Origin of the sequence: Pseudomonas sp. PS01270 (assembly GCF_029959775.1) — a bacterium.
GTDB classification, from domain to species: domain Bacteria; phylum Pseudomonadota; class Gammaproteobacteria; order Pseudomonadales; family Pseudomonadaceae; genus Aquipseudomonas; species Aquipseudomonas atacamensis.
In genome coordinates this window covers 1-17,144 of the sequence record NZ_JASCPT010000114.1, presented here as the reverse complement: position 1 = coordinate 17,144, position 17,144 = coordinate 1, and the positions used below count along the sequence as shown (strand labels likewise).

Below are 17,144 nucleotides of genomic sequence, written 5' to 3'. Positions count from 1 at the left end.
GGCTCGCTCCCACAGGGAACCGCATTTCAACTGTGGGAGCGAGCCTGCTCGCGAAGAGGCCAGTCGCTTGCGCCTCAAGCCTTCTGACTCACCCTCGCGCGCAAATACTCGATCACCGCCTGACGCTCTCCGGCAAACTCGATCCGCCCGCCCTTCTTCTCGCGCTGGAACACATACATCGGGTCGTAATACTCACGCAGCAAACCCTCGATCCAGCCGCGATGCAGATCTACCGCGCCGCTGCGGCCCTGTTCGGCCAGCGCCTGTTCCATCAATGCCAGCATCCGCGAATGGCGCTCACCGCCGAGGCGTTTCTGTACGTTGTTGAGGCTTTCCAGCAGACGTTCGGAGAACAGCGCAAACCCGGTGTCGCCGTGGAGGGAGGCAAACTCCGCCGACAGATCGATGACGTAATCACGCAGGATCCGTTCGACGCGATGCTCGAAACGATCTTCCAGCCAGACCATCGGGTACTGCTGCATGCCCTGATACAACGTCAACGGCAAGGCGCAACTGCCGACCACACGGCTCTCGTCTTCGAGCACAAACTGCTCGATCCCGGCATCGCGTTTCTTCAGGAAGTCGATCGCCAGGCGATTCTCGAAATCGATGTTCGACGGCTGCCCGGTAGCGCGTTTGCCGAAACTGGAGCCGCGATGGTTGGCGTGGCCTTCCAGATCCACACCGTTGCGCAACTGCACCAGCACTTCGGTCTTGCCGGTGCCGGTCATGCCGCCGAGCAAAACGAAATCGCACTGCGCGATGGCCTGCTCAAGGGTGTCGATCAAAAAACTGCGCATCGCCTTGTAGCCGCCGCCGACGCGCGGATAATCGATGCCCGCCTCGTCGCGCAGCCACTGCTGGGTGATCTGCGAGCGCAGACCGCCGCGAAAACAGTATAGATAACCATCGGGATGAGCCCGGGCGAAGTCGGCCCAGGCCTGGATGCGCTCGGCCTTGACTGCGCCGGACACCATTTGATGGCCCAGCTCGATTGCCGCCTGCTGGCCATGCTGCTTGTAGCAGGTGCCGATCTTCTGCCGTTCCAGATCATTCATCAGCGGCAGATTGACCACGCCGGGGAACGCGCCTTTGTGAAACTCGACCGGCGCGCGGGCATCCATCATTGGCCGGTCGTTGAGGAAAATATCGCGGTAGTCGGTGCAGTCGCGGAGCATCAAATCACCTCGACCGCGTTCGTCTGTCGCTCAACCAGTTCGCCGATCGGCGCAAGGTTCAGACCCAGTTCGGCGGCGACGCCGAGGAACTCGTCATTGCCTTCAGGCGTGACCGCAATCAGCAGACCGCCGCTGGTCTGCGGATCGCACAGCACGCGTTTGTGCAACTCCTGCACGCGGCCAACCTTGCTCGAATAGCTGTCGAAGTTGCGCAGCGTACCGCCCGGCACGCAGCCCTGATCGAGGTAGTACTCGACGCTGTCCAGACGCGGCACGCGGTCGTAGGCGATGCGCGCGGTCAACTGGCTGCCATCGGCCATTTCCACCAGATGCCCGAGCAGGCCGAAACCGGTGACGTCAGTCATCGCGGTGACGCCGGCGAGTTTGCCGAAACGGCTGCCAGGCTTGTTCAGGGTGCACATCCAGTCGCGGGCGACACCGACGTCGGCGGCGCGCAACTTGCCCTTCTTTTCGGCGGTGGTGAGGATGCCGATGCCCAACGGTTTGGTCAGGTACAACAGGCAACCGGCGGTAGCGGTGTCGTTGCGTTTCATGTGGCGCTTTTCCACAAGCCCGGTGACGGCGAGGCCGAAGATCGGCTCCGGCGCATCGATCGAATGCCCCCCCGCCAACGGAATGCCCGCCGCGTCGCACACCGAGCGACCGCCACGAATCACTTCCCGCGCCACTTCCGGCGCCAGCACATTCACCGGCCAGCCGAGGATCGCAATCGCCATCAACGGATCGCCGCCCATCGCGTAGATGTCGCTGATCGCGTTGGTTGCGGCAATGCGGCCGAAGTCGAACGGGTCATCGACAATCGGCATGAAGAAATCGGTGGTCGACACCACACCGCGCTCGGCATCGATCTCATACACCGCCGCGTCATCACGCGATGCATTGCCGACCCAGAGTTTTGGATCGAGGTTCTGTGCGCCGCTGCCGGCGAGGATCACTTCCAGCACCTGTGGGGAAATCTTGCAGCCACAACCGGCGCCATGGCTGTATTGGGTCAGACGAATCGGCTCGCTCATGGGAGAGTCTCTGGCAATGAATGGGGCGGATTCTAGCAGAGCGCGAGAGCGCAGATTTTTGTGCTGACCTAGCGGCGCCTTCGCGAGCAGGCTCGCTCCCACATTTGTAGCGTGGTCTCCTGTGGGAGCGAGCCCGCTCGGGAAAGCTATCGAACCTGCCTGCACCGCCCAGTCAGCCCCGACTGCAAACCTCAGCGAAAATCTGCGTAATCGGCCGATGCGGCTGGCGCTTGTGCATCCGCCGCACTTGTTCACTCAGTCGCAACAACTCTTCACTGGGCTTGGCCCATTGCTCTTTCGGCAGCGGCTCGGACCAGGCACGCATGACTTCCGGCAGCGCCTGCTTGCCGATTCTTTCCAGCCGACGCACTTCCCATTCGACCAGACGATTGGGAATCGTCCATAAAGTCATGACGTGATACAGGTACCAAAAAAATCCCGACAACCGCGAGCGGCGGCCGTCACGGATCTGCTGGTGCATCCGCGCGCGGGCGTTACGAAAAGTGTGCAGGCCTTCGTGGGGCGGGTCGTCCGGGCCTTGCAGATCCTGCAAATCCTGAATCGATTTGAGGTCGTTGACTTCGTACTCCATGTAACCGCGAATCGCTTCCCAATGACTGATCGCGAGCTCCAGGCCGGCGCATTGGAATTCGAGGCTGGTGAGGGTTTCGCCGTGATGAAAACCGATGCCCATGCCGTATTGCCGATGGATGCCGAATTGGGTGGCGCCTTTGGCTTCGATGATCCAGGCAGACAGCGATTCCCATGGGACGAAGACTGGCTCGATGGCGCCTTCGGGCATGAAGCAGACTTCGCGGCGTTGACGGTTGAAGCGGGTTGGGATGAGGGAGAGACGTTTTTTGTGGTGGTGATGCCAGACACCAATACCGATGAGCAAGATCAAGGGACCGCAAATTAATTCATTTTCCAACGCCACTTCGAATACACCAACCATTGATTCCCAAATCGCCTCGTTTCCATAGCCAAAAAGAATCCCTAGCAAGCCCGTAAATAAAGGAATTAAAACGAGAACCATAAAAGTTCCTGCGGTCGTCGCGCCGAGAATTAGCTGCCATGGGAATACCTCCAGTGAGCCGAGACCAAAGTCCATGTATCCGTCATTGAACGCTCCGATATGAGGTCCGTAAGGCGGCATTGATGTAGGTAATGGCAACGGTGCGAGGTAGGTAATCTTCCCGCTTGGGAACGGCTCAATATCGCCCGCTTTTTTAACCCCCTCATATTCCGAACTGGAAAGAGGATTACTGCGATTATTCAGCATGGTCGGCCCATTCGAGGTATTGAGTTTCTACCAGCAGAACCATCGGGTTTTCCTTGACCGACCCGGTAGCAACAACTGAGAAATGGCCGCCACCCCGAGGGTCTCCCACCTCGGCCAAGATCAACCGAAACATCCGCATCCAGCGCGGTCCCCTGTGGGAGCGAGCCTGCTCGCGAAGGCGCTCAAACAGGCAAAAAACCTCCCTCCCTCTGGTCACAAAACTGCTCTGCATCAGTCCACAGCCCGCCTGCAAACCTCAGCAAAAATCTGCGTAATCGGCCGGTGCGGCTGGCGCTTGTGCATCCGCCGCACTTGTTCGCTCAGCCGCAACAACTCTTCACTGGGCTTGGCCCATTGCTCTTTCGGCAGCGGCTCGGACCAGGCGCGCATGACTTCCGGCAGCGCCTGCTTGCCGATTCTTTCGAGTCGGCGCACTTCCCATTCGACCAAACGATTGGGAATCGTCCATAAAGTCATGACGTGATACAGGTACCAAAAAAATCCCGACAACCGCGAGCGGCGGCCGTCACGGATCTGCTGATGCATCCGCGCGCGGGCATTGCGAAAAGTGTGCAGGCCTTCGTGGGATGGGTCGTCCGGGCCTTGAAGGTCTTGCAGGTCCTGAATCGATTTGAGGTCGTTGACCTCGTACTCCATGTAACCGCGAATCGCCTCCCAATGGCTGATCGCGAGCTCCAGGCCGGCGCATTGGAATTCCTGGCTTATGAGGGTTTCACCTTGGTAGAAACCGATGCCCATGCCGTATTGGCGGTGGATGCCGAACTGGGTGGCGCCTTTGGCTTCGATGATCCAGGCAGACAGCGATTCCCATGGGATGAAGACTGGTTTGGTGGCGCCCTCGGGCATGAAGCAGACTTCGCGGCGTTGACGGTTGAAGCGGGTTGGGATGAGGGAGAGGCGTTTTTTGTGGACGTGGTGCCAGACGCCGAGGCCAATAAGAAGGATCAAGGGGCCGCAAATTGATTGGTTCTCGTAACCCGCTTCGAACACACCAACCATTGATTCCCAAATGGCCCCGTTTCCATAGCCAAAAATAATGCCTAGTAACCCTGTAACTAAAGGAAATAAAACGATGATCATAAAGGCGCCTGCGGTTGGCCCACCGAAAATTAGCTGCCACGTAAATACCTCTGGCAATCCAAGCCCAAAGTCCATGTATCCGTCGTTTAACTCTCCAATATGAGGCCCATAAGGCGGCATTGCTGTAGGTAATGGCAACGGTGCGAGATAGGTAATTCTTCCGCTTGGGAACGGCTCTACATCGCCCGGTCTTCTAATCACCTCACTTTGCGCATCAACATGAGGCTCATTGTGATTATTCAGCATGGTCGGCCCATTCGAGATATTGAATTTCTACCAATAAAACCGGAGGGTTTTCCTTGACCGAGCCGGGAACTACTACAGCGAAATGGCCGGTATCCCGGGGGGCAATATGAATCACACGAGTTCGTGCTTCCGACTCGCCTCTGCCATTGACGGACTGAATACATACGGCAAGTTCTAGCGTTTCCTTTGCAGGCGCGTATTCAGAATCGGGACGGACGGGGTATTGAAGGCAGAGCACCAAACCCTCTGGCGTCGATTTCACGATTCGCAAACTGCTCAATATCTCCTCACTGATCACTTCCTTGCGCGCTTGCGGCACCCCGCGACCATGCAGCGGTACAACAAGTCGATGGGCACCGATTCCCAAGCGATGACTCGGTTTACCGTTTAACGGTGGGAGAAGATCATTTAGCGCCAGCCTCGGCAGAACCAAATGGATATCACTGGGTTTGGCGCCAAATAATAAAGTCTTCAGCCAAGTGTCACTGGGGTCAGGTCCTGATTGGGCGTAAGGAGCGTGTATCAAAAACGCCAGATAATTTTGATAGTCATCCAGGGAGTGGTCACCGCGCATCTCTTCATCACGGCTCCAGGGCGTGATTTTCAACCACTTATCGTGGGCAGAGAGGTTGTAACGATTGAACAGCCAAGTACCGACGAACTCCAGCACGGTGAACAACGCTCCGGCTAAATTGAAGCGAAAGAACACTAAAGAAAGACGTGTACCAGCGGCAGCCCAAGCGGCTGTTCGTGCAGAACTATTCGGTGCTGCTAAGACTTTAATGGAAGCATAAATGGTGTTACCAAACCCGTAGCCATTAGTTGCAATCATGCCTGTCGCGCCCAATGTCGCCATCGCAGCCGCAGTCTGCTCAGCTTGAGTCCCACTGCGAATCGCATCTTGCCACTTTCGATTTTGTTTTCCGAGGCTGGCACCAGAGGTGCTTAAACCCAAAACATAAGCAAAGAAGCCCAAACCAACATGCAACTTACCTATTTGCACACGAACCTGTTGCAGCGCTTCCAGCTGCAAACTGGCAATAAGGCTGGATCTTCGAGCCCTTAACGCTGTATCAGCAAGCCCCTGCGCAGCGGTAAAACCCGCCGCGCCTGTCGCGGCAAGGGCCGCGGAAAACTCCGCCCGTTTCTTCCTGTCCCTCGTCTGCTTCATCACCTCTCGATAAGCCCCCACCAAATTCACCACCTGCACCAACACCACCACCAACCCCATCCCCTCCGTCCGCACCAGACTCGCCTTCGAAACTCCCGCCACCCCCGCGCGAATATTCTCCAGCAACCCGCGCAATTCCCCGTGCTGCGCCGGCGGAAACACCACCGTCAATCCCGCTTTCGCCGGGGTGGCGCCATACAGTCGGGCCGAGCGATCCGGCAGTTCGTCGATCGGGCTTAACGCTGCCGCCAGTCTTCCTTCGAACAAGGCCAGTTGCGTGCGCACGCGGACGATTTCCTGCTGCAATTCCACCGCCCGGGCAGTTTTGTGGCCCTGGCGGTTTTTGTTGTGGGTGAGCTGGTTGCGTTCGCGGTTGAGAGTTTTCAGGTAGTCGCGCTCGCGCAGCACTTCCTTGATCGTGGCTTGCAGCGCCGCTTGTTCCGCCGGAGTGGACACAGTGAAGGTCACGCCGCTGGTTCGCGCGGCGTCGAAGACGCGCAGGCGCAGGGCTTTGGGCAAGCGCTGGAACAGCTCGTCGAGGTCGGGGATTTTCTCGCCGGCAAGATCAAAACCTTCCAGTGCCCGGCTCAGGCCCAGGTTCAGCGCCGGGCTGTAGGTGTCTTGCACCGCATCGGCGAGGACGCGGCTGTGTGCCGGCAGATCGTCGAGGGCCGGCAACTGCGGCTGCTCGATGCTCTGCAATTTGGCCAGCCAGTCCGGCAGGTTGTTGAACATCGCCATGCCGGCGTTGAACAGCGTTGAATATTGCCCGGCCTGTTCGGTCTGCAAGCGCAGCGGCAAGGTGTAGAACAGCGGGCGGGTCAGTTGCGGGTGCTGCTCGAGGTAACCGAGCATTTGCTCATTGGCCGCGTCGCTACGGCCGATGTCCTTGAGGCAGGCGTATTCGCTGGCGAGCGCCTGATCGATCTGCGCCGGCAGTTGGCCGTCGAAATACCACGCCGAGCGATGGAAACGCCCGGCGCACAGCAGTTGCGCGCGATCGGCGGTGATGCGTTCGAGCAGGCGATTCCAGCGTCCGAGGTTGTCGCGATGACTGTTCAGCACCTCGTCCATGGCCGGGCGGTCGATCAGGTCATTGATGCCGCGCTTGCCGCTGAGCAGCGGGCCGTCGAGCACGTCCTTCATGCGCCGGCTCTGATCCTTGCCGAGGTCGACCAGTGTGCTCAGATGGCGCTCGACGAAGTCGGCCGGGGCGACTTCAGCAAAATATTCGCGGGTGTAAAAGCGTCGGTCCGCCTCGGCGGTGACGCGAGCGTGCGCCGTGAAATCCGGGGCAACGCCGTCGAAGCGGTTCAGCGCCAGTGACTCGTCCAAAGCCTTTTCGCGCTGTTGCTGCAGTTCAGGTCGAGCCTGAGTATCTGCCGGGACAATCTCACCACCCTTGTTCAGATAGTCGAGCAGCGCCTGCCGGGTATTTTCCCGATCCGGTTCGGGCAATTGCTCAAGCTCAGCAAACAATGCCTGGGCGCGCGGATCGTCGCTGGCCTTGGCCAGGGTGTCGAAATCCTGAGCGCCCAACTGGCTCAGCGACTCGATGTAGCTGGCCAGCAGATAGTCGCGCTCGTTGTTGTCGGTGTTGCTCCACTGCTCGATCCAGCCGACCACCAGATCCTGATAATCGGCCAGGTCGCGCATCACCCCAAGGTCGTCGTTGACCAGCAGAAACAGCGTGTCGTCCTGATAAGGTCCGCGCACCCGACCAAGAAATTCGCCGATATGCGCCTCGCGAAAACGTCGCGGGTTTTCCCACAGATAGGGCTCACGCTCGTGCTCCGGCGCGTCGCTGACCTGCACCGCCGGCATCCGCGTGGCGTCCGCCTCGGCCAGCGGTTTCGCTGTGCAGGCCACTTCCGCCAGCCACTGTTTGGCCTGGGCCACGGTGAGCAGATGCTCGCCGCCGATCAGACAATGCACCGGGCCAAGATCGACCGCCTGCATGAAGTGCTCGCGTTCCTCCGCGCTGTCCAGCACCTGTCGGCACTTTGCCGCGCTCAACTGCACGTCGGCAAAGGTCACGTAAAGGGTGCTTTTGCGCGAGAAGATCAAAGCCGGACGTTCCTCGATGGCGCTGCGCTGCTCCTCGCTGACGCTTTTGCCGCGATGCAGCAATGCGCTGATCACGCCTTCAAGCACGCGGTATTCGTATAGCTCACCGCTGAGACTGTCGACGATGTACAGCCAGCCATCGCGCAGGCGGCGAATGCCCATGGGACGCGTGCTCAGGGTGTACGGCAGCGTGAGTTCGCTGCTGGGGTCGAAGGTTTTTTCCACCAGGCCGTACGCGAGGGGCAGCAGTTGCACGTGGGTGTTGCGCAAGGGGCAGGCGGCGGGTGCACCAATGGGCGCTTTCGAGGCGGCTAACGCATCGAGGTTGGCGGGGTGGTTCATGATTGATGTCTCTCAGAGGCCCATCGAAAGGCTATTGCAGCGGCAATCGCAACGCGCTCGCCGGGGGATTGCAGCGAAGGTGTGTGCATCAGCTGATGGATCTGCGGATGCCGACTGCACGCTGCATCGTCCAGCCATGCCACCACGTTGGCGTACAGCAGAATCTCGGACGGGCTGCTCAAGGCAAGCTCGCTGGCATGGGCGTGGATGCGTTCCAGCAATTGCCAGCGTTCAACTGCCGTGTCCCCGGCATGAAAGTCAGGAAAGTGCTTGAGCAGATGGGTATCGATGTCGAGCAACACCCGCCGCCGATCCACCCGATCCAGCGCGGAATCCTGCTCCGCACTCAACCGATACGGCGCCACCAGCGCCCCACCCTGCCCGTGCCGAGGTCGCTGACAGTGCCAGACTCCCCGCGCGCCATCCGCCGTGACCACGCACCCCAGCGGCCCGAACAGACTCGCATCGCCGCTGGCAAACAGCGCCTGCGCTACGGCGGCATCCGCCAGGCGCAACAACACCGGCGAGCCGACCGGCAACTCGACGATCAGCAACTGACGCAAGTGCGCGACTATTTCATGCGCCGGCGCGGTGCTGAACAACAGCACGCCCCATTCCTGTTGGGCGTGCTGGCGATAAAACCGCGCTACCGGATCGTCAGCGTCAGCGAGCGCCACCAGCAGCGGCGAGACGTCACGCAGGGCCGAAAACGGTGGCTGGTCGTACAGCGCAAAAGCGTTGGCGGCGGGGTCGAGCCTTCGCAGTTGCGCCGGCAAATCGGCGATCGTCGCACCGTCGAGCAGCACAAACGCCTGCTGCTCAGCCCACGGCAAACCTTCAGGCCAATCCGTCAAAAGGCTCATGCCTGGGCTGCCTCGCAGATCAGGCAACGCGAGGTCCGCGTGGTCAGCAGCGCATGCCGTTGCTGCACGGCATCGAACGTCGCCTTGAGCAACGGCGCGGCCCCCGGCAGCAACGGTTCCGCTGGCAGACACACCGTCGGCGCCCCGCCCTGCACCACCGGCACACTGCTGAAAATGCCGGCCGCGCCGACCGTCAGCCAATGCCCACCAGCAGCCAGGGTGATCTGCAGGCCGCCGCTGAAAACCACCTGCTCGCCCGCGCCGAAATGCAGCTGCTGCGCGGCACTGACGCGCTGGCTGGCGACCCGCACATGCTGCTCGCCCTGCACCCACAGATGATCGTCCTGCTTGAGTTCAGTCAGGCGATTGCCATGGGTCAGATGATGTTCTTCGTCGCGCAACTCAAGGCTGGAGACGCCGCCAATCACTTGGCTATGCAGGTTGTCGATCTGCACACGCAAGTCATTGAGCACGTGCTGCACCAAGTCGCGCTGCGCCCTGATGGAGATTTCTTCCGCGCCTTGCCGGTCCTCGATGCGCAGTTCGTTGTAACCACCGCCACCGGGACTGCTCTGGCTGCGCCAGATGCTACGCGTCTGTTGCGCCGGCAGGTCCAGTGGCACCGGGGTTTCGGCGTTGGGCAGGCAGGCGAGCACATGCGGTTTGTCCGGATCGCCATCGGTGAAGCCCACCAGCACTTCCATACCGACGCGAGGAATCTGCACGCTGCCGTAGCGGTCATGTGCCCAGGCAGTGGCCACGCGCAGCCAGCAACTTGACTGTTCATCGCGCTGGCCGTCGCGATCCCAGAGCATTTGCACTTTCACGCGTCCGTAGGCATCGCTGTAGATTTCTTCGCCGGGCGGGCCGGTCACCACTGCCAACTGACTGCCACTGACGCGCGGTTTGACATGCCTGAGCTGCGGGCGAAACACCACGTCCCACGGCGTCGCGACGAAATGGTTGCGATAGCCCTGACTGAAACCATCTGCGTCAGCCTGCTCGGTGAACGCTTCCTCGAGCACTTGCGGCTGTTTGCCGATGTGCTCGACCTCGGTCAGCAACCATAAATCGTTGCAGTCGGCGCGCGAGTAATCCGCCATGGTCATGAAACTGCCGCCGCGCATCAGCGCCTGATTGCTGCGCCCGTTAGCCAGACGATAGTCGGCACCATGGCGCTCCAGCGCACGCTGGCTGAGGTGCTTGCCGCGCTCGCGGTGGGTGAACTGCCCGGGAAACTCATAATCTTCCAGCAGCGGAACCCGCGCTGCACTGACCTTGGCGTCCAACTGCACCGCGGGCTTTTCGAAGTGATAGTCGCGGCGCTCGACGAGGTTGGAGCGTGGCTCCAGGCGCACAGTGAACTGGTCGATAACCGGCGCATCGGCAATCAGGCCATTGCCCTGCACATAGCGCGTCGTCACGTCGTGTTTGAGGAACGCCGTTTGATCGTCGCCGAACACCAACAGGTGCGCCTCACGGCGGTGGCGGAAGTGAAAGTGCAGGCCCTCCTCTTCGCACAGCCTCTGGATGAAGTGCAGATCGGATTCCTGGTATTGCACGCAATACACTCGCGCCGGGTACTCGGCGCTGAGCTGAAAATGCCAGGCATCGGCCTGCATGCCGTGATCGCTCAACACATTGGCGATGATCTGCGGCACGCTCAGGTTCTGGAAAATCCGCTGATTGCGCCGGTGCGCGAGGTAGGCAAGGTGTGGCGCCAAGGTGATCTGGTAACGGCTCAGCCGAACACCGCAATCACCCTGGCCGACCCGATAGACCAGCCCGTGCATGCCGCTACCGTCGGCACCGAAACAGAGAAAGGCCGGCCGATGCAGCAAGCCTTCCAGATCCACATCGGGGCGCTCGCTGACCAGCTCGAGATCCAGTTCGTAGGTCTGGTTGAGCACTTCCCGGGTGCGAAAACCGAACACTTGAAGATCGTGGGAAACGCCTTCTATCTCGAGAGTGAAAACAACGGGCCTGCCAGCGATGCGCATCCACCTGTCCCTGTGTCTGAGTGAAAGACGGGACTGTGCAACGGTGCACTGCAATGGGTGAAGTCAGACCTTTCCCTGTTTTGCCGGTCTGCGAGCGAAAAGGACGTGGCCCACAGAGAAACGGCCAGGATCCTACGGAAATGATCCCGGATCCTATGTCTTTCCCCTGTCAGGGCAGCAAGATGATCTTGTCGCCACCGCCCTGATTGACCTCTGCATAGCGCGCCAGCCCTTCAGCCAGCGGCACTTGCACCAAGGCCTGCGGCAGCGGCAAGCGATCCTCATCGAAGAAGCGCCCGAACTGCTCGAGCATCGCCGCGCACGCCTCAACGCCGTACAACAACGAATTGATCCCGACCACCGAGCCGCCCTTGCGATACAGCGCCAGCGCCGGCAATTGCACATGGCCGTCGACCGGCGCGGCGATGATGGCGATGCGGCCGAAGGTCGCCAGTGCCGCCACCGAGGCGGGCAGCCAGAAACCGGTGGTGTCGAAGATCACATCGGCGCCACCGCGATACACCGCGTTGACCTGGGCACCGAGGTCTTCTGGCTTATCCAGTTGAATCGTCTGATAGCCCTGCTGCTGCAGATCGGCGACCTGCTCGAGCCGGCGCGCCGCCGCCAGCAATTGCGCGCCGCGCACTTTTGCCAGGGCCAAAGCCGCAGTTGCCACTGCCCCGCCGCCGATCACCAGCAAACGCGTATCGGCGCTGACCAGGCTGCGTTCCAGTGCATCCCAAGCCGTGGTGTACGGCACGCCAAGGCTGGCCGCTTGGGCGAAACTCAGATGCGCCGGTTTGTGCGCCACGCCGCTGGCCGGCAGTTTGACGAATTGCGCATGGGCGCCGTCAGCGAAGAAGCCCAGCTCGCGCCCGGTACCCCAGACTTCCTGACCGATCAACGCTTGCGGCCCCTCGACCACCACCCCGGCAAAATCCCGCCCCGGAACCCGTGGCAGCGTGGTGTAAGGAAAACGCCCGAGGACGTTTTTCACATCGCTGGGATTGAGGCCGGCAGCCTTGATCTGCACCAGCACTTCATCGGCGCCGGGCACCGGGGTCGGAACGTCAACGAAACGCAGGGAAGACAGGTCGCCGGTCTGATCGAATTGCAACGCTTTCATGGGCACATCCACCGAAAGGAAAAAGGGAAATTCAGGACAACCAGCCAGCGACCAGTTGCCGGCCCAGCGGCCACAACTGCTCACCGGCCAACATGCCGAGCAGACCGACCAGCGCGATGGCCGGTGGTGCGGGAGAACGGAAATCGAGCGCGCCGTAGAGCAGGCCGACGCCCAGGCCGATGGCCAGAGAAATGAGGTAGTTCATGGGGGGAACTCCGCCGCGAAAAGTGATTGGCAGAGTCTAGGGAAACGGGCGGAGCGGTATCGGCCAAGGACTTCTGAATTTCGGACAAATCCAAAAGGTCACCCGCAGCTCATTCCTACAGGGGGTTGCGTTCAGGCTGCCGAGAATTGCGAAGGCGCCACCCCCAGCTCCCGGCGAAACATGTCGCTGAAACTGCTCGGTGAATAACCCAGTTCGCGAGCAATGACGCTCACCGCCACGCCCTGAATCAACGCTGCCACCGCCGTCGCCAACTGCACCTGGCGCCGCCATTCGGCGAAGCCCATGCCGAGGCTGTCCTTGAACAACCGCGCCAGCGTACGCACGCTGGCCCCGGCGTTTTCCGCATGCTGCTCGAACGGGATCTCCAGCGACGGCGCGGCCATCACGGCCTGACACAGATTCATCAGACGCCGGTCGGACTCATCCGGCAGCGGAATCTTCAACTGCGAACGCCTTGCCCGGCGCAGCTCCAGCAACGCCAGCCCGACCAGCGCCTCGTAATACTCAGCCTCGCCGTCATCGCCCTGCGCCACCAGTCCGACGATCAACTCGCGCAGCAGACCACCGACTTCGATCACCTGCACCGTCGCATCCAGGGTCGCCGCCAGCGCCGGGCGCAAGTAGATATTGCGCATCTGCAAATCCGACACCACACGAATCCCGTGCGGCACTCCCGGCGGCAACCACACCGCCCGCTGCGGCGGCACCACCAGCGCTTCGTGCGGGGTTTCCACCCACATCACCCCGCTCATCGCATACAGCAACTGCCCCCAGACATGCTCGTGCGGCTCAATGAACAAACCACGCGGATAGGTTCGCGCCAGCGGTTGCACGGGCACATCGGTGTCGGTCAGATCAGGGGGCGCGGCGAGGGCCATGGCGAGCGTTCACAGGGGGTTGGCGAAGCCGCCATGGTAACCAGCACGCCGCGCACTCGCCAACGATAGATACCGTCGGACAATCCGAATGAATTTTCCCGGCACAGCGCGATCCGTTTAATACCACAGGGAGGAATTCGGGCTTTATGAACAACGCAAAACTTTACGTCATCGACTACACACTGCATGGCACCCCCAAGTCGTTCATTATCCGCTCGGACAAAATGGACAACGCCGAAGCCTGGCATTGGGCAAGCTGCGACGCGGGCGTGGGTCGCATCCCGCGCTTCGGCCGCGAGAAAGTGCAAAAGACCAGCAAACCGATGGCAGAAAAATTCGGTCTGGAAAACGTCACCTGGCGCCAGACCAACTGACCCCACCGCCTTCACCGCAGGCTTGGCAATCGACAGGGGGAATCGACCGATGACCGACACTTATCACCCGGCTCGACTGGACTACGGCCTGACCACCTTCTTCGGCCAGATCACCAAAACGGTGAATTGCGCAGTCGCACTGGAGACAGTTGCGGACGACCCTTACCGCTTCACCCTGTGCGTCCAGGCACCGGTACCGGAAGACCTCGACCAAGCGAAGATTGTGGTGGTCAAAGTCGAAGGGCGAACACTGCAAGGCACGGTGAGGCACTTTGAGCGACAGGAAGACGACAGTCTGAAAATGGAAGTGGAGCCTGATTAGGCTCCACTTTTTTTTGCCGCGCTTATTTCGGATGAGCGCAACCGCAACCCTTCATCGCACACTCTTCACCGTGTTTGTGGTGATGAGCGCAAGCCTCGCAGCAATAGTGTTTGCCGTGCACAGCGTAGGAATGTTCGCCTTCTTTGATGGTGCAGTTGCAGCCCGGGCAGTCGCATTTTTTATCGGACATGGGACAGACTCCTTGCGTGGTGGTTGTCTGAGGCTTGCGAGCAAGCCATATGGGACAGTGTAGAAGGTGGTGTTGCAGGCTGGCCAACTGTTGAGAGATTGGTCGACGCAGAGATGGCTTTCGCGAGCAGGCTCGCTCCCACCAAAACGACATCGCGCTGCACAGACCTGCACATGACATCAAAAGCCCCTCACCCTAGCCCTCTCCCAAAGGGAGAGGGGACTGATTGGGGAGTGCTTCAAAAGTACACCGACCTGATCGTGCGTCACCGAATCCATAATCGATAAGGTCTTTCAGTTCGCTGTATAACGCGAAACAACTCGGTCGGCTCCCTCTCCCTCGGGAGAGGGCTGGGGTGAGGGGCGAATCCCGGCACAAAACCAAAGCCAGACACCACCCGCTCCTAACCACTCAACACAATGAGCGCAAGCTCGAGTACCGCCCTTGATCTTGCCGTGCCGGCCCCATCGGCAGGCTGAGTGGAGGGATCGGTCCCGGAGCGAAGGAACCCCGAGCCCCAGCGAGCGGACCGAACGCCGGGGCCAAGCCTTTTGGTTACTTTTTGGCGTCTGAAAAAAGTGACCCGCTGTAAGAGCGGAACCGTAATCAGCAACACCCGCAGCAACGGATATGTACCCAGTCAAACAAATAAAATCACTGCGCCTGCCGCGAACTCCGATACATAAACACCAAAGCCACCGCCAAACAGACCATCGCCAGCATCCGGCTCGGAGACAAGCCGATCGCCGGATTCCCCAACCAGCCAAAATTATCGATCAACATCCCCATGCCCAACTGCCCGACAATCACCGCCACCGTCGCCACAGCCGTCCCGACCACCGGCACCGCGCCAACCATCACCATCATGTACACCACGCCGAACAGCGCCCCGGTCAACTGCCATTTCGGCACCTCAAGCAGACTCACCGCCTGCGCCGGCTCGAAAAACAGAATCAACAACCCGGTCACCACCGCGCCCACCGCAAAGGTCAGCAGACTGCTACGCAGCACCCCCACCGTTTCACCCAGACGTCCATTGATCGCAGCCTGCACACTCAACACCGCACCGGCCAACACCACCACCGCCAACAAAATCACCAGACCCATCACTCACCCCCGCGCAATCAGAACCAAAGCCACCACAATCAAGCCCAACGCCAGCCAGCGCTCGCCGTTGACCTTCTTGCGCGTCGCGCCAAACCAGCCGAAATGGTCGATCAGCACACTCTTGCCGACCTGACCGGACAAAATCGCAATCATCGTCATGGCAATGCCGATATGCGGCGTCGCCAGCGTCAGCACCACCACGTAGATCGGCCCGAGAAAACCGCCAATCAACTGCCAGCGCGGCAGTTCGGTCAGCGCCGGACCTTTTTGCGGACCGGCAAACAGCAAGAGCAAAAACAGGATCGCCGAACCCACGCCGAAGATGCTCAACGTCGCCCACAAATGCCCGACCTGCTCACCCAGCGGCCCGAGCAAACCAGCCTCGACCGACAAGCCCATGCCAGCGAGAATCACCAGCGGCAGCAACAGCAGACGCAACACCGATCTTTTCACCGGTGCAGCAACCACCCCTTCATCCAACGTCTGCATACATAACCTTCCACGCTCAAAAACAATGGCGCGGATTATCGGCTGGCGCCGCTGTGCGATAAATGGGAGCATCCGGACAACACTTTTGCGCAACACGCACAGCGAGACACGTCATGCACGGGCTCAACGAACTCGGATTCAAAGCGTTAAGGCTGTTTGTGGCGGTCCTCGACCACGGCAGTTTCTCCGAAGTCGCCCGCCGCGAAGGGGTCGCGCCCTCCTCCATTTCGCGGCAGATCCAATTGATGGAACAGGCGCTGAACCAGCAATTGCTCTACCGCCACACTCGCGCCGTCACCCCGACCGAAGCCGGACGCACGCTCGGCCACCATGCGCGGCTGCTATTGGTGCAACTGGAGGAAGCCGAACAGGCGTTGCAGGAACAGCAAAGCGAACCCACCGGACTGGTGCGCATCAACGCCCCGGTGGTGTTCGGCCAGCGCCATCTGACGCCCTGGCTGGGCGAGCTCTGCGCGCGCTATCCGAAGCTGCAACTGGATATCCAGCAAACCGACCATTACGTCGACCCGCTACAGGAAGGCGCCGACCTGCTGTTTCGCATCGGCGCGCTGCACGATTCAAGCATGCAGGCGCGCATTGTGGCGCCGCACCGTTTTCAGGTCGCGGCCAGCCCGGCCTACCTCAAACGCCATGGCACGCCGCAGCACCCGGACGAACTCGCGCAGCATCAGTGCCTGGCCTACAAAGGCGCGGCCGGTCAGCAGCGCTGGTTTTTCCGCCGTGATGGCGAGGACTGGACGCCGTACACCGTCAAAGGCCCGATCACCGGCAACCACGCCGACACCCTGACCCAGGCCGCCCAGCAAGGCCTCGGGCTGGTGATGTTTCCATCGTGGCTGATTGGCGAAGCGGTACGCGCAGGCACGCTGGTGCCGGTGCTGAGGGAGTATCAGGTGTCGAACAGTCTGGAACCGCAGCAGATCGCCGTGCTGTGGCCGGGGAGCCGACGGTTGTCGGTGAAGGTGAGGACGGTGATTGATTTTTTTGTCGAGTGCTTTGGCGAGATTCCCTATTGGGACAGACCTTAAACCCACACGATCCCAATGTAGGAGCTGCCGAAGGCTGCGATCTTTTGATCTTGGTCTGTTGATCTTTCACAAGCAGATCAAAAGATCGCAGCCTTCGGC

General features: G+C 60.5%; 16 protein-coding genes. 3 read left to right on the top strand and 13 right to left on the bottom strand.

The window, feature by feature from the left end; translation table 11 throughout:
• Positions 1–74: 74 nt before the first annotated feature.
• The 10 genes from mnmH to QMX86_RS22775 form a co-directional block, all read right to left on the bottom strand.
• Positions 75–1,178 carry a tRNA 2-selenouridine(34) synthase MnmH gene (gene mnmH / locus QMX86_RS22820; protein WP_282387271.1) on the bottom strand — a complete coding sequence of 368 codons (1,104 nt, stop codon included), beginning with the start codon at positions 1,176–1,178 and terminating at the stop codon, positions 75–77.
• A complete protein-coding gene (gene selD / locus QMX86_RS22815; protein ID WP_039763432.1) occupies positions 1,178–2,212 on the bottom strand; it encodes a selenide, water dikinase SelD in 1,035 nt (344 codons plus the stop codon). The genes mnmH and selD overlap by 1 nt, the downstream gene beginning before the upstream one ends.
• A gap of 172 nt (positions 2,213–2,384) precedes the next feature.
• The gene (locus QMX86_RS22810; protein WP_282387269.1) at positions 2,385–3,494 is read right to left on the bottom strand and encodes a hypothetical protein; all 1,110 of its coding nucleotides are present in this window, start codon (positions 3,492–3,494) and stop codon (positions 2,385–2,387) included.
• A gap of 231 nt (positions 3,495–3,725) precedes the next feature.
• Complete coding sequence (locus tag QMX86_RS22805) at positions 3,726–4,841, bottom strand: hypothetical protein (RefSeq protein WP_181424134.1); 1,116 nt, start codon at positions 4,839–4,841, stop codon at positions 3,726–3,728.
• The gene (locus tag QMX86_RS22800) at positions 4,831–8,421 is read right to left on the bottom strand and encodes a toxin VasX (protein WP_282390414.1); all 3,591 of its coding nucleotides are present in this window, start codon (positions 8,419–8,421) and stop codon (positions 4,831–4,833) included. Before QMX86_RS22800 ends, QMX86_RS22805 begins: the two co-directional genes overlap by 11 nt.
• Complete coding sequence (locus QMX86_RS22795) at positions 8,418–9,284, bottom strand: DUF4123 domain-containing protein (RefSeq protein ID WP_151552445.1); 867 nt, start codon at positions 9,282–9,284, stop codon at positions 8,418–8,420. Before QMX86_RS22795 ends, QMX86_RS22800 begins: the two co-directional genes overlap by 4 nt.
• Positions 9,281–11,284 (bottom strand): type VI secretion system tip protein TssI/VgrG, encoded by a 2,004-nt coding sequence (tssI, locus tag QMX86_RS22790; RefSeq protein ID WP_273528694.1) that lies wholly within the window; start codon positions 11,282–11,284, stop codon positions 9,281–9,283. The genes QMX86_RS22795 and tssI overlap by 4 nt, the downstream gene beginning before the upstream one ends.
• A gap of 169 nt (positions 11,285–11,453) precedes the next feature.
• Positions 11,454–12,410, bottom strand: coding sequence for a zinc-binding alcohol dehydrogenase family protein (locus QMX86_RS22785; RefSeq protein ID WP_282386943.1), 957 nt, complete (start codon positions 12,408–12,410; stop codon positions 11,454–11,456).
• Positions 12,411–12,441: 31 nt separating this feature from the next.
• Positions 12,442–12,615, bottom strand: coding sequence for a DUF1427 family protein (locus tag QMX86_RS22780; RefSeq protein WP_073471384.1), 174 nt, complete (start codon positions 12,613–12,615; stop codon positions 12,442–12,444).
• A gap of 131 nt (positions 12,616–12,746) precedes the next feature.
• A complete protein-coding gene (locus QMX86_RS22775) occupies positions 12,747–13,514 on the bottom strand; it encodes a helix-turn-helix transcriptional regulator (RefSeq protein ID WP_130929652.1) in 768 nt (255 codons plus the stop codon).
• Between the two features lie 146 nt (positions 13,515–13,660).
• Here QMX86_RS22775 and QMX86_RS22770 point away from each other — a divergent pair, with 146 nt between their 5' ends.
• The gene (locus QMX86_RS22770) at positions 13,661–13,888 is read left to right on the top strand and encodes a DUF6555 family protein (protein ID WP_016775403.1); all 228 of its coding nucleotides are present in this window, start codon (positions 13,661–13,663) and stop codon (positions 13,886–13,888) included.
• A gap of 49 nt (positions 13,889–13,937) precedes the next feature.
• Complete coding sequence (locus tag QMX86_RS22765; protein WP_110646947.1) at positions 13,938–14,210, top strand: hypothetical protein; 273 nt, start codon at positions 13,938–13,940, stop codon at positions 14,208–14,210.
• Between the two features lie 22 nt (positions 14,211–14,232).
• On the opposite strand, the gene QMX86_RS22760 is transcribed toward QMX86_RS22765, so the two are convergent.
• The 3 genes from QMX86_RS22760 to QMX86_RS22750 all read right to left on the bottom strand — a co-directional run bounded on the left by QMX86_RS22760 (position 14,233) and on the right by QMX86_RS22750 (position 15,996).
• Positions 14,233–14,400, bottom strand: coding sequence for a metallothionein (locus QMX86_RS22760; protein WP_016775405.1), 168 nt, complete (start codon positions 14,398–14,400; stop codon positions 14,233–14,235).
• Between the two features lie 654 nt (positions 14,401–15,054).
• A complete protein-coding gene (locus QMX86_RS22755; protein WP_016775406.1) occupies positions 15,055–15,507 on the bottom strand; it encodes a DMT family transporter in 453 nt (150 codons plus the stop codon).
• A gap of 3 nt (positions 15,508–15,510) precedes the next feature.
• The gene (locus QMX86_RS22750; protein WP_016775407.1) at positions 15,511–15,996 is read right to left on the bottom strand and encodes a DMT family transporter; all 486 of its coding nucleotides are present in this window, start codon (positions 15,994–15,996) and stop codon (positions 15,511–15,513) included.
• A 113-nt stretch (positions 15,997–16,109) separates the two neighbouring features.
• Between QMX86_RS22750 and QMX86_RS22745 the strand changes: the two genes are divergently transcribed.
• The gene (locus QMX86_RS22745; RefSeq protein WP_282386948.1) at positions 16,110–17,045 is read left to right on the top strand and encodes a LysR family transcriptional regulator; all 936 of its coding nucleotides are present in this window, start codon (positions 16,110–16,112) and stop codon (positions 17,043–17,045) included.
• Positions 17,046–17,144: the final 99 nt, after the last annotated feature.

What these genes read in the sequence shown, in the direction of transcription:
- mnmH (WP_282387271.1), bottom strand. Translation starts at nt 1,178, where the DNA reads ATGCTCCGCGACTGCACCGACTACCGCGATATTTTCCTCAACGACCGG.
- QMX86_RS22785 (WP_282386943.1), bottom strand. Translation starts at nt 12,410, where the DNA reads ATGAAAGCGTTGCAATTCGATCAGACCGGCGACCTGTCTTCCCTGCGT.
- QMX86_RS22810 (WP_282387269.1), bottom strand. Translation starts at nt 3,494, where the DNA reads ATGCTGAATAATCGCAGTAATCCTCTTTCCAGTTCGGAATATGAGGGG.
- QMX86_RS22805 (WP_181424134.1), bottom strand. Translation starts at nt 4,841, where the DNA reads ATGCTGAATAATCACAATGAGCCTCATGTTGATGCGCAAAGTGAGGTG.
- selD (WP_039763432.1), bottom strand. Translation starts at nt 2,212, where the DNA reads ATGAGCGAGCCGATTCGTCTGACCCAATACAGCCATGGCGCCGGTTGT.
- QMX86_RS22780 (WP_073471384.1), bottom strand. Translation starts at nt 12,615, where the DNA reads ATGAACTACCTCATTTCTCTGGCCATCGGCCTGGGCGTCGGCCTGCTC.
- QMX86_RS22760 (WP_016775405.1), bottom strand. Translation starts at nt 14,400, where the DNA reads ATGTCCGATAAAAAATGCGACTGCCCGGGCTGCAACTGCACCATCAAA.
- QMX86_RS22795 (WP_151552445.1), bottom strand. Translation starts at nt 9,284, where the DNA reads ATGAGCCTTTTGACGGATTGGCCTGAAGGTTTGCCGTGGGCTGAGCAG.
- QMX86_RS22775 (WP_130929652.1), bottom strand. Translation starts at nt 13,514, where the DNA reads ATGGCCCTCGCCGCGCCCCCTGATCTGACCGACACCGATGTGCCCGTG.
- QMX86_RS22765 (WP_110646947.1), top strand. Translation starts at nt 13,938, where the DNA reads ATGACCGACACTTATCACCCGGCTCGACTGGACTACGGCCTGACCACC.
- QMX86_RS22750 (WP_016775407.1), bottom strand. Translation starts at nt 15,996, where the DNA reads ATGCAGACGTTGGATGAAGGGGTGGTTGCTGCACCGGTGAAAAGATCG.
- tssI (WP_273528694.1), bottom strand. Translation starts at nt 11,284, where the DNA reads ATGCGCATCGCTGGCAGGCCCGTTGTTTTCACTCTCGAGATAGAAGGC.
- QMX86_RS22800 (WP_282390414.1), bottom strand. Translation starts at nt 8,421, where the DNA reads ATGAACCACCCCGCCAACCTCGATGCGTTAGCCGCCTCGAAAGCGCCC.
- QMX86_RS22745 (WP_282386948.1), top strand. Translation starts at nt 16,110, where the DNA reads ATGCACGGGCTCAACGAACTCGGATTCAAAGCGTTAAGGCTGTTTGTG.
- QMX86_RS22755 (WP_016775406.1), bottom strand. Translation starts at nt 15,507, where the DNA reads ATGGGTCTGGTGATTTTGTTGGCGGTGGTGGTGTTGGCCGGTGCGGTG.
- QMX86_RS22770 (WP_016775403.1), top strand. Translation starts at nt 13,661, where the DNA reads ATGAACAACGCAAAACTTTACGTCATCGACTACACACTGCATGGCACC.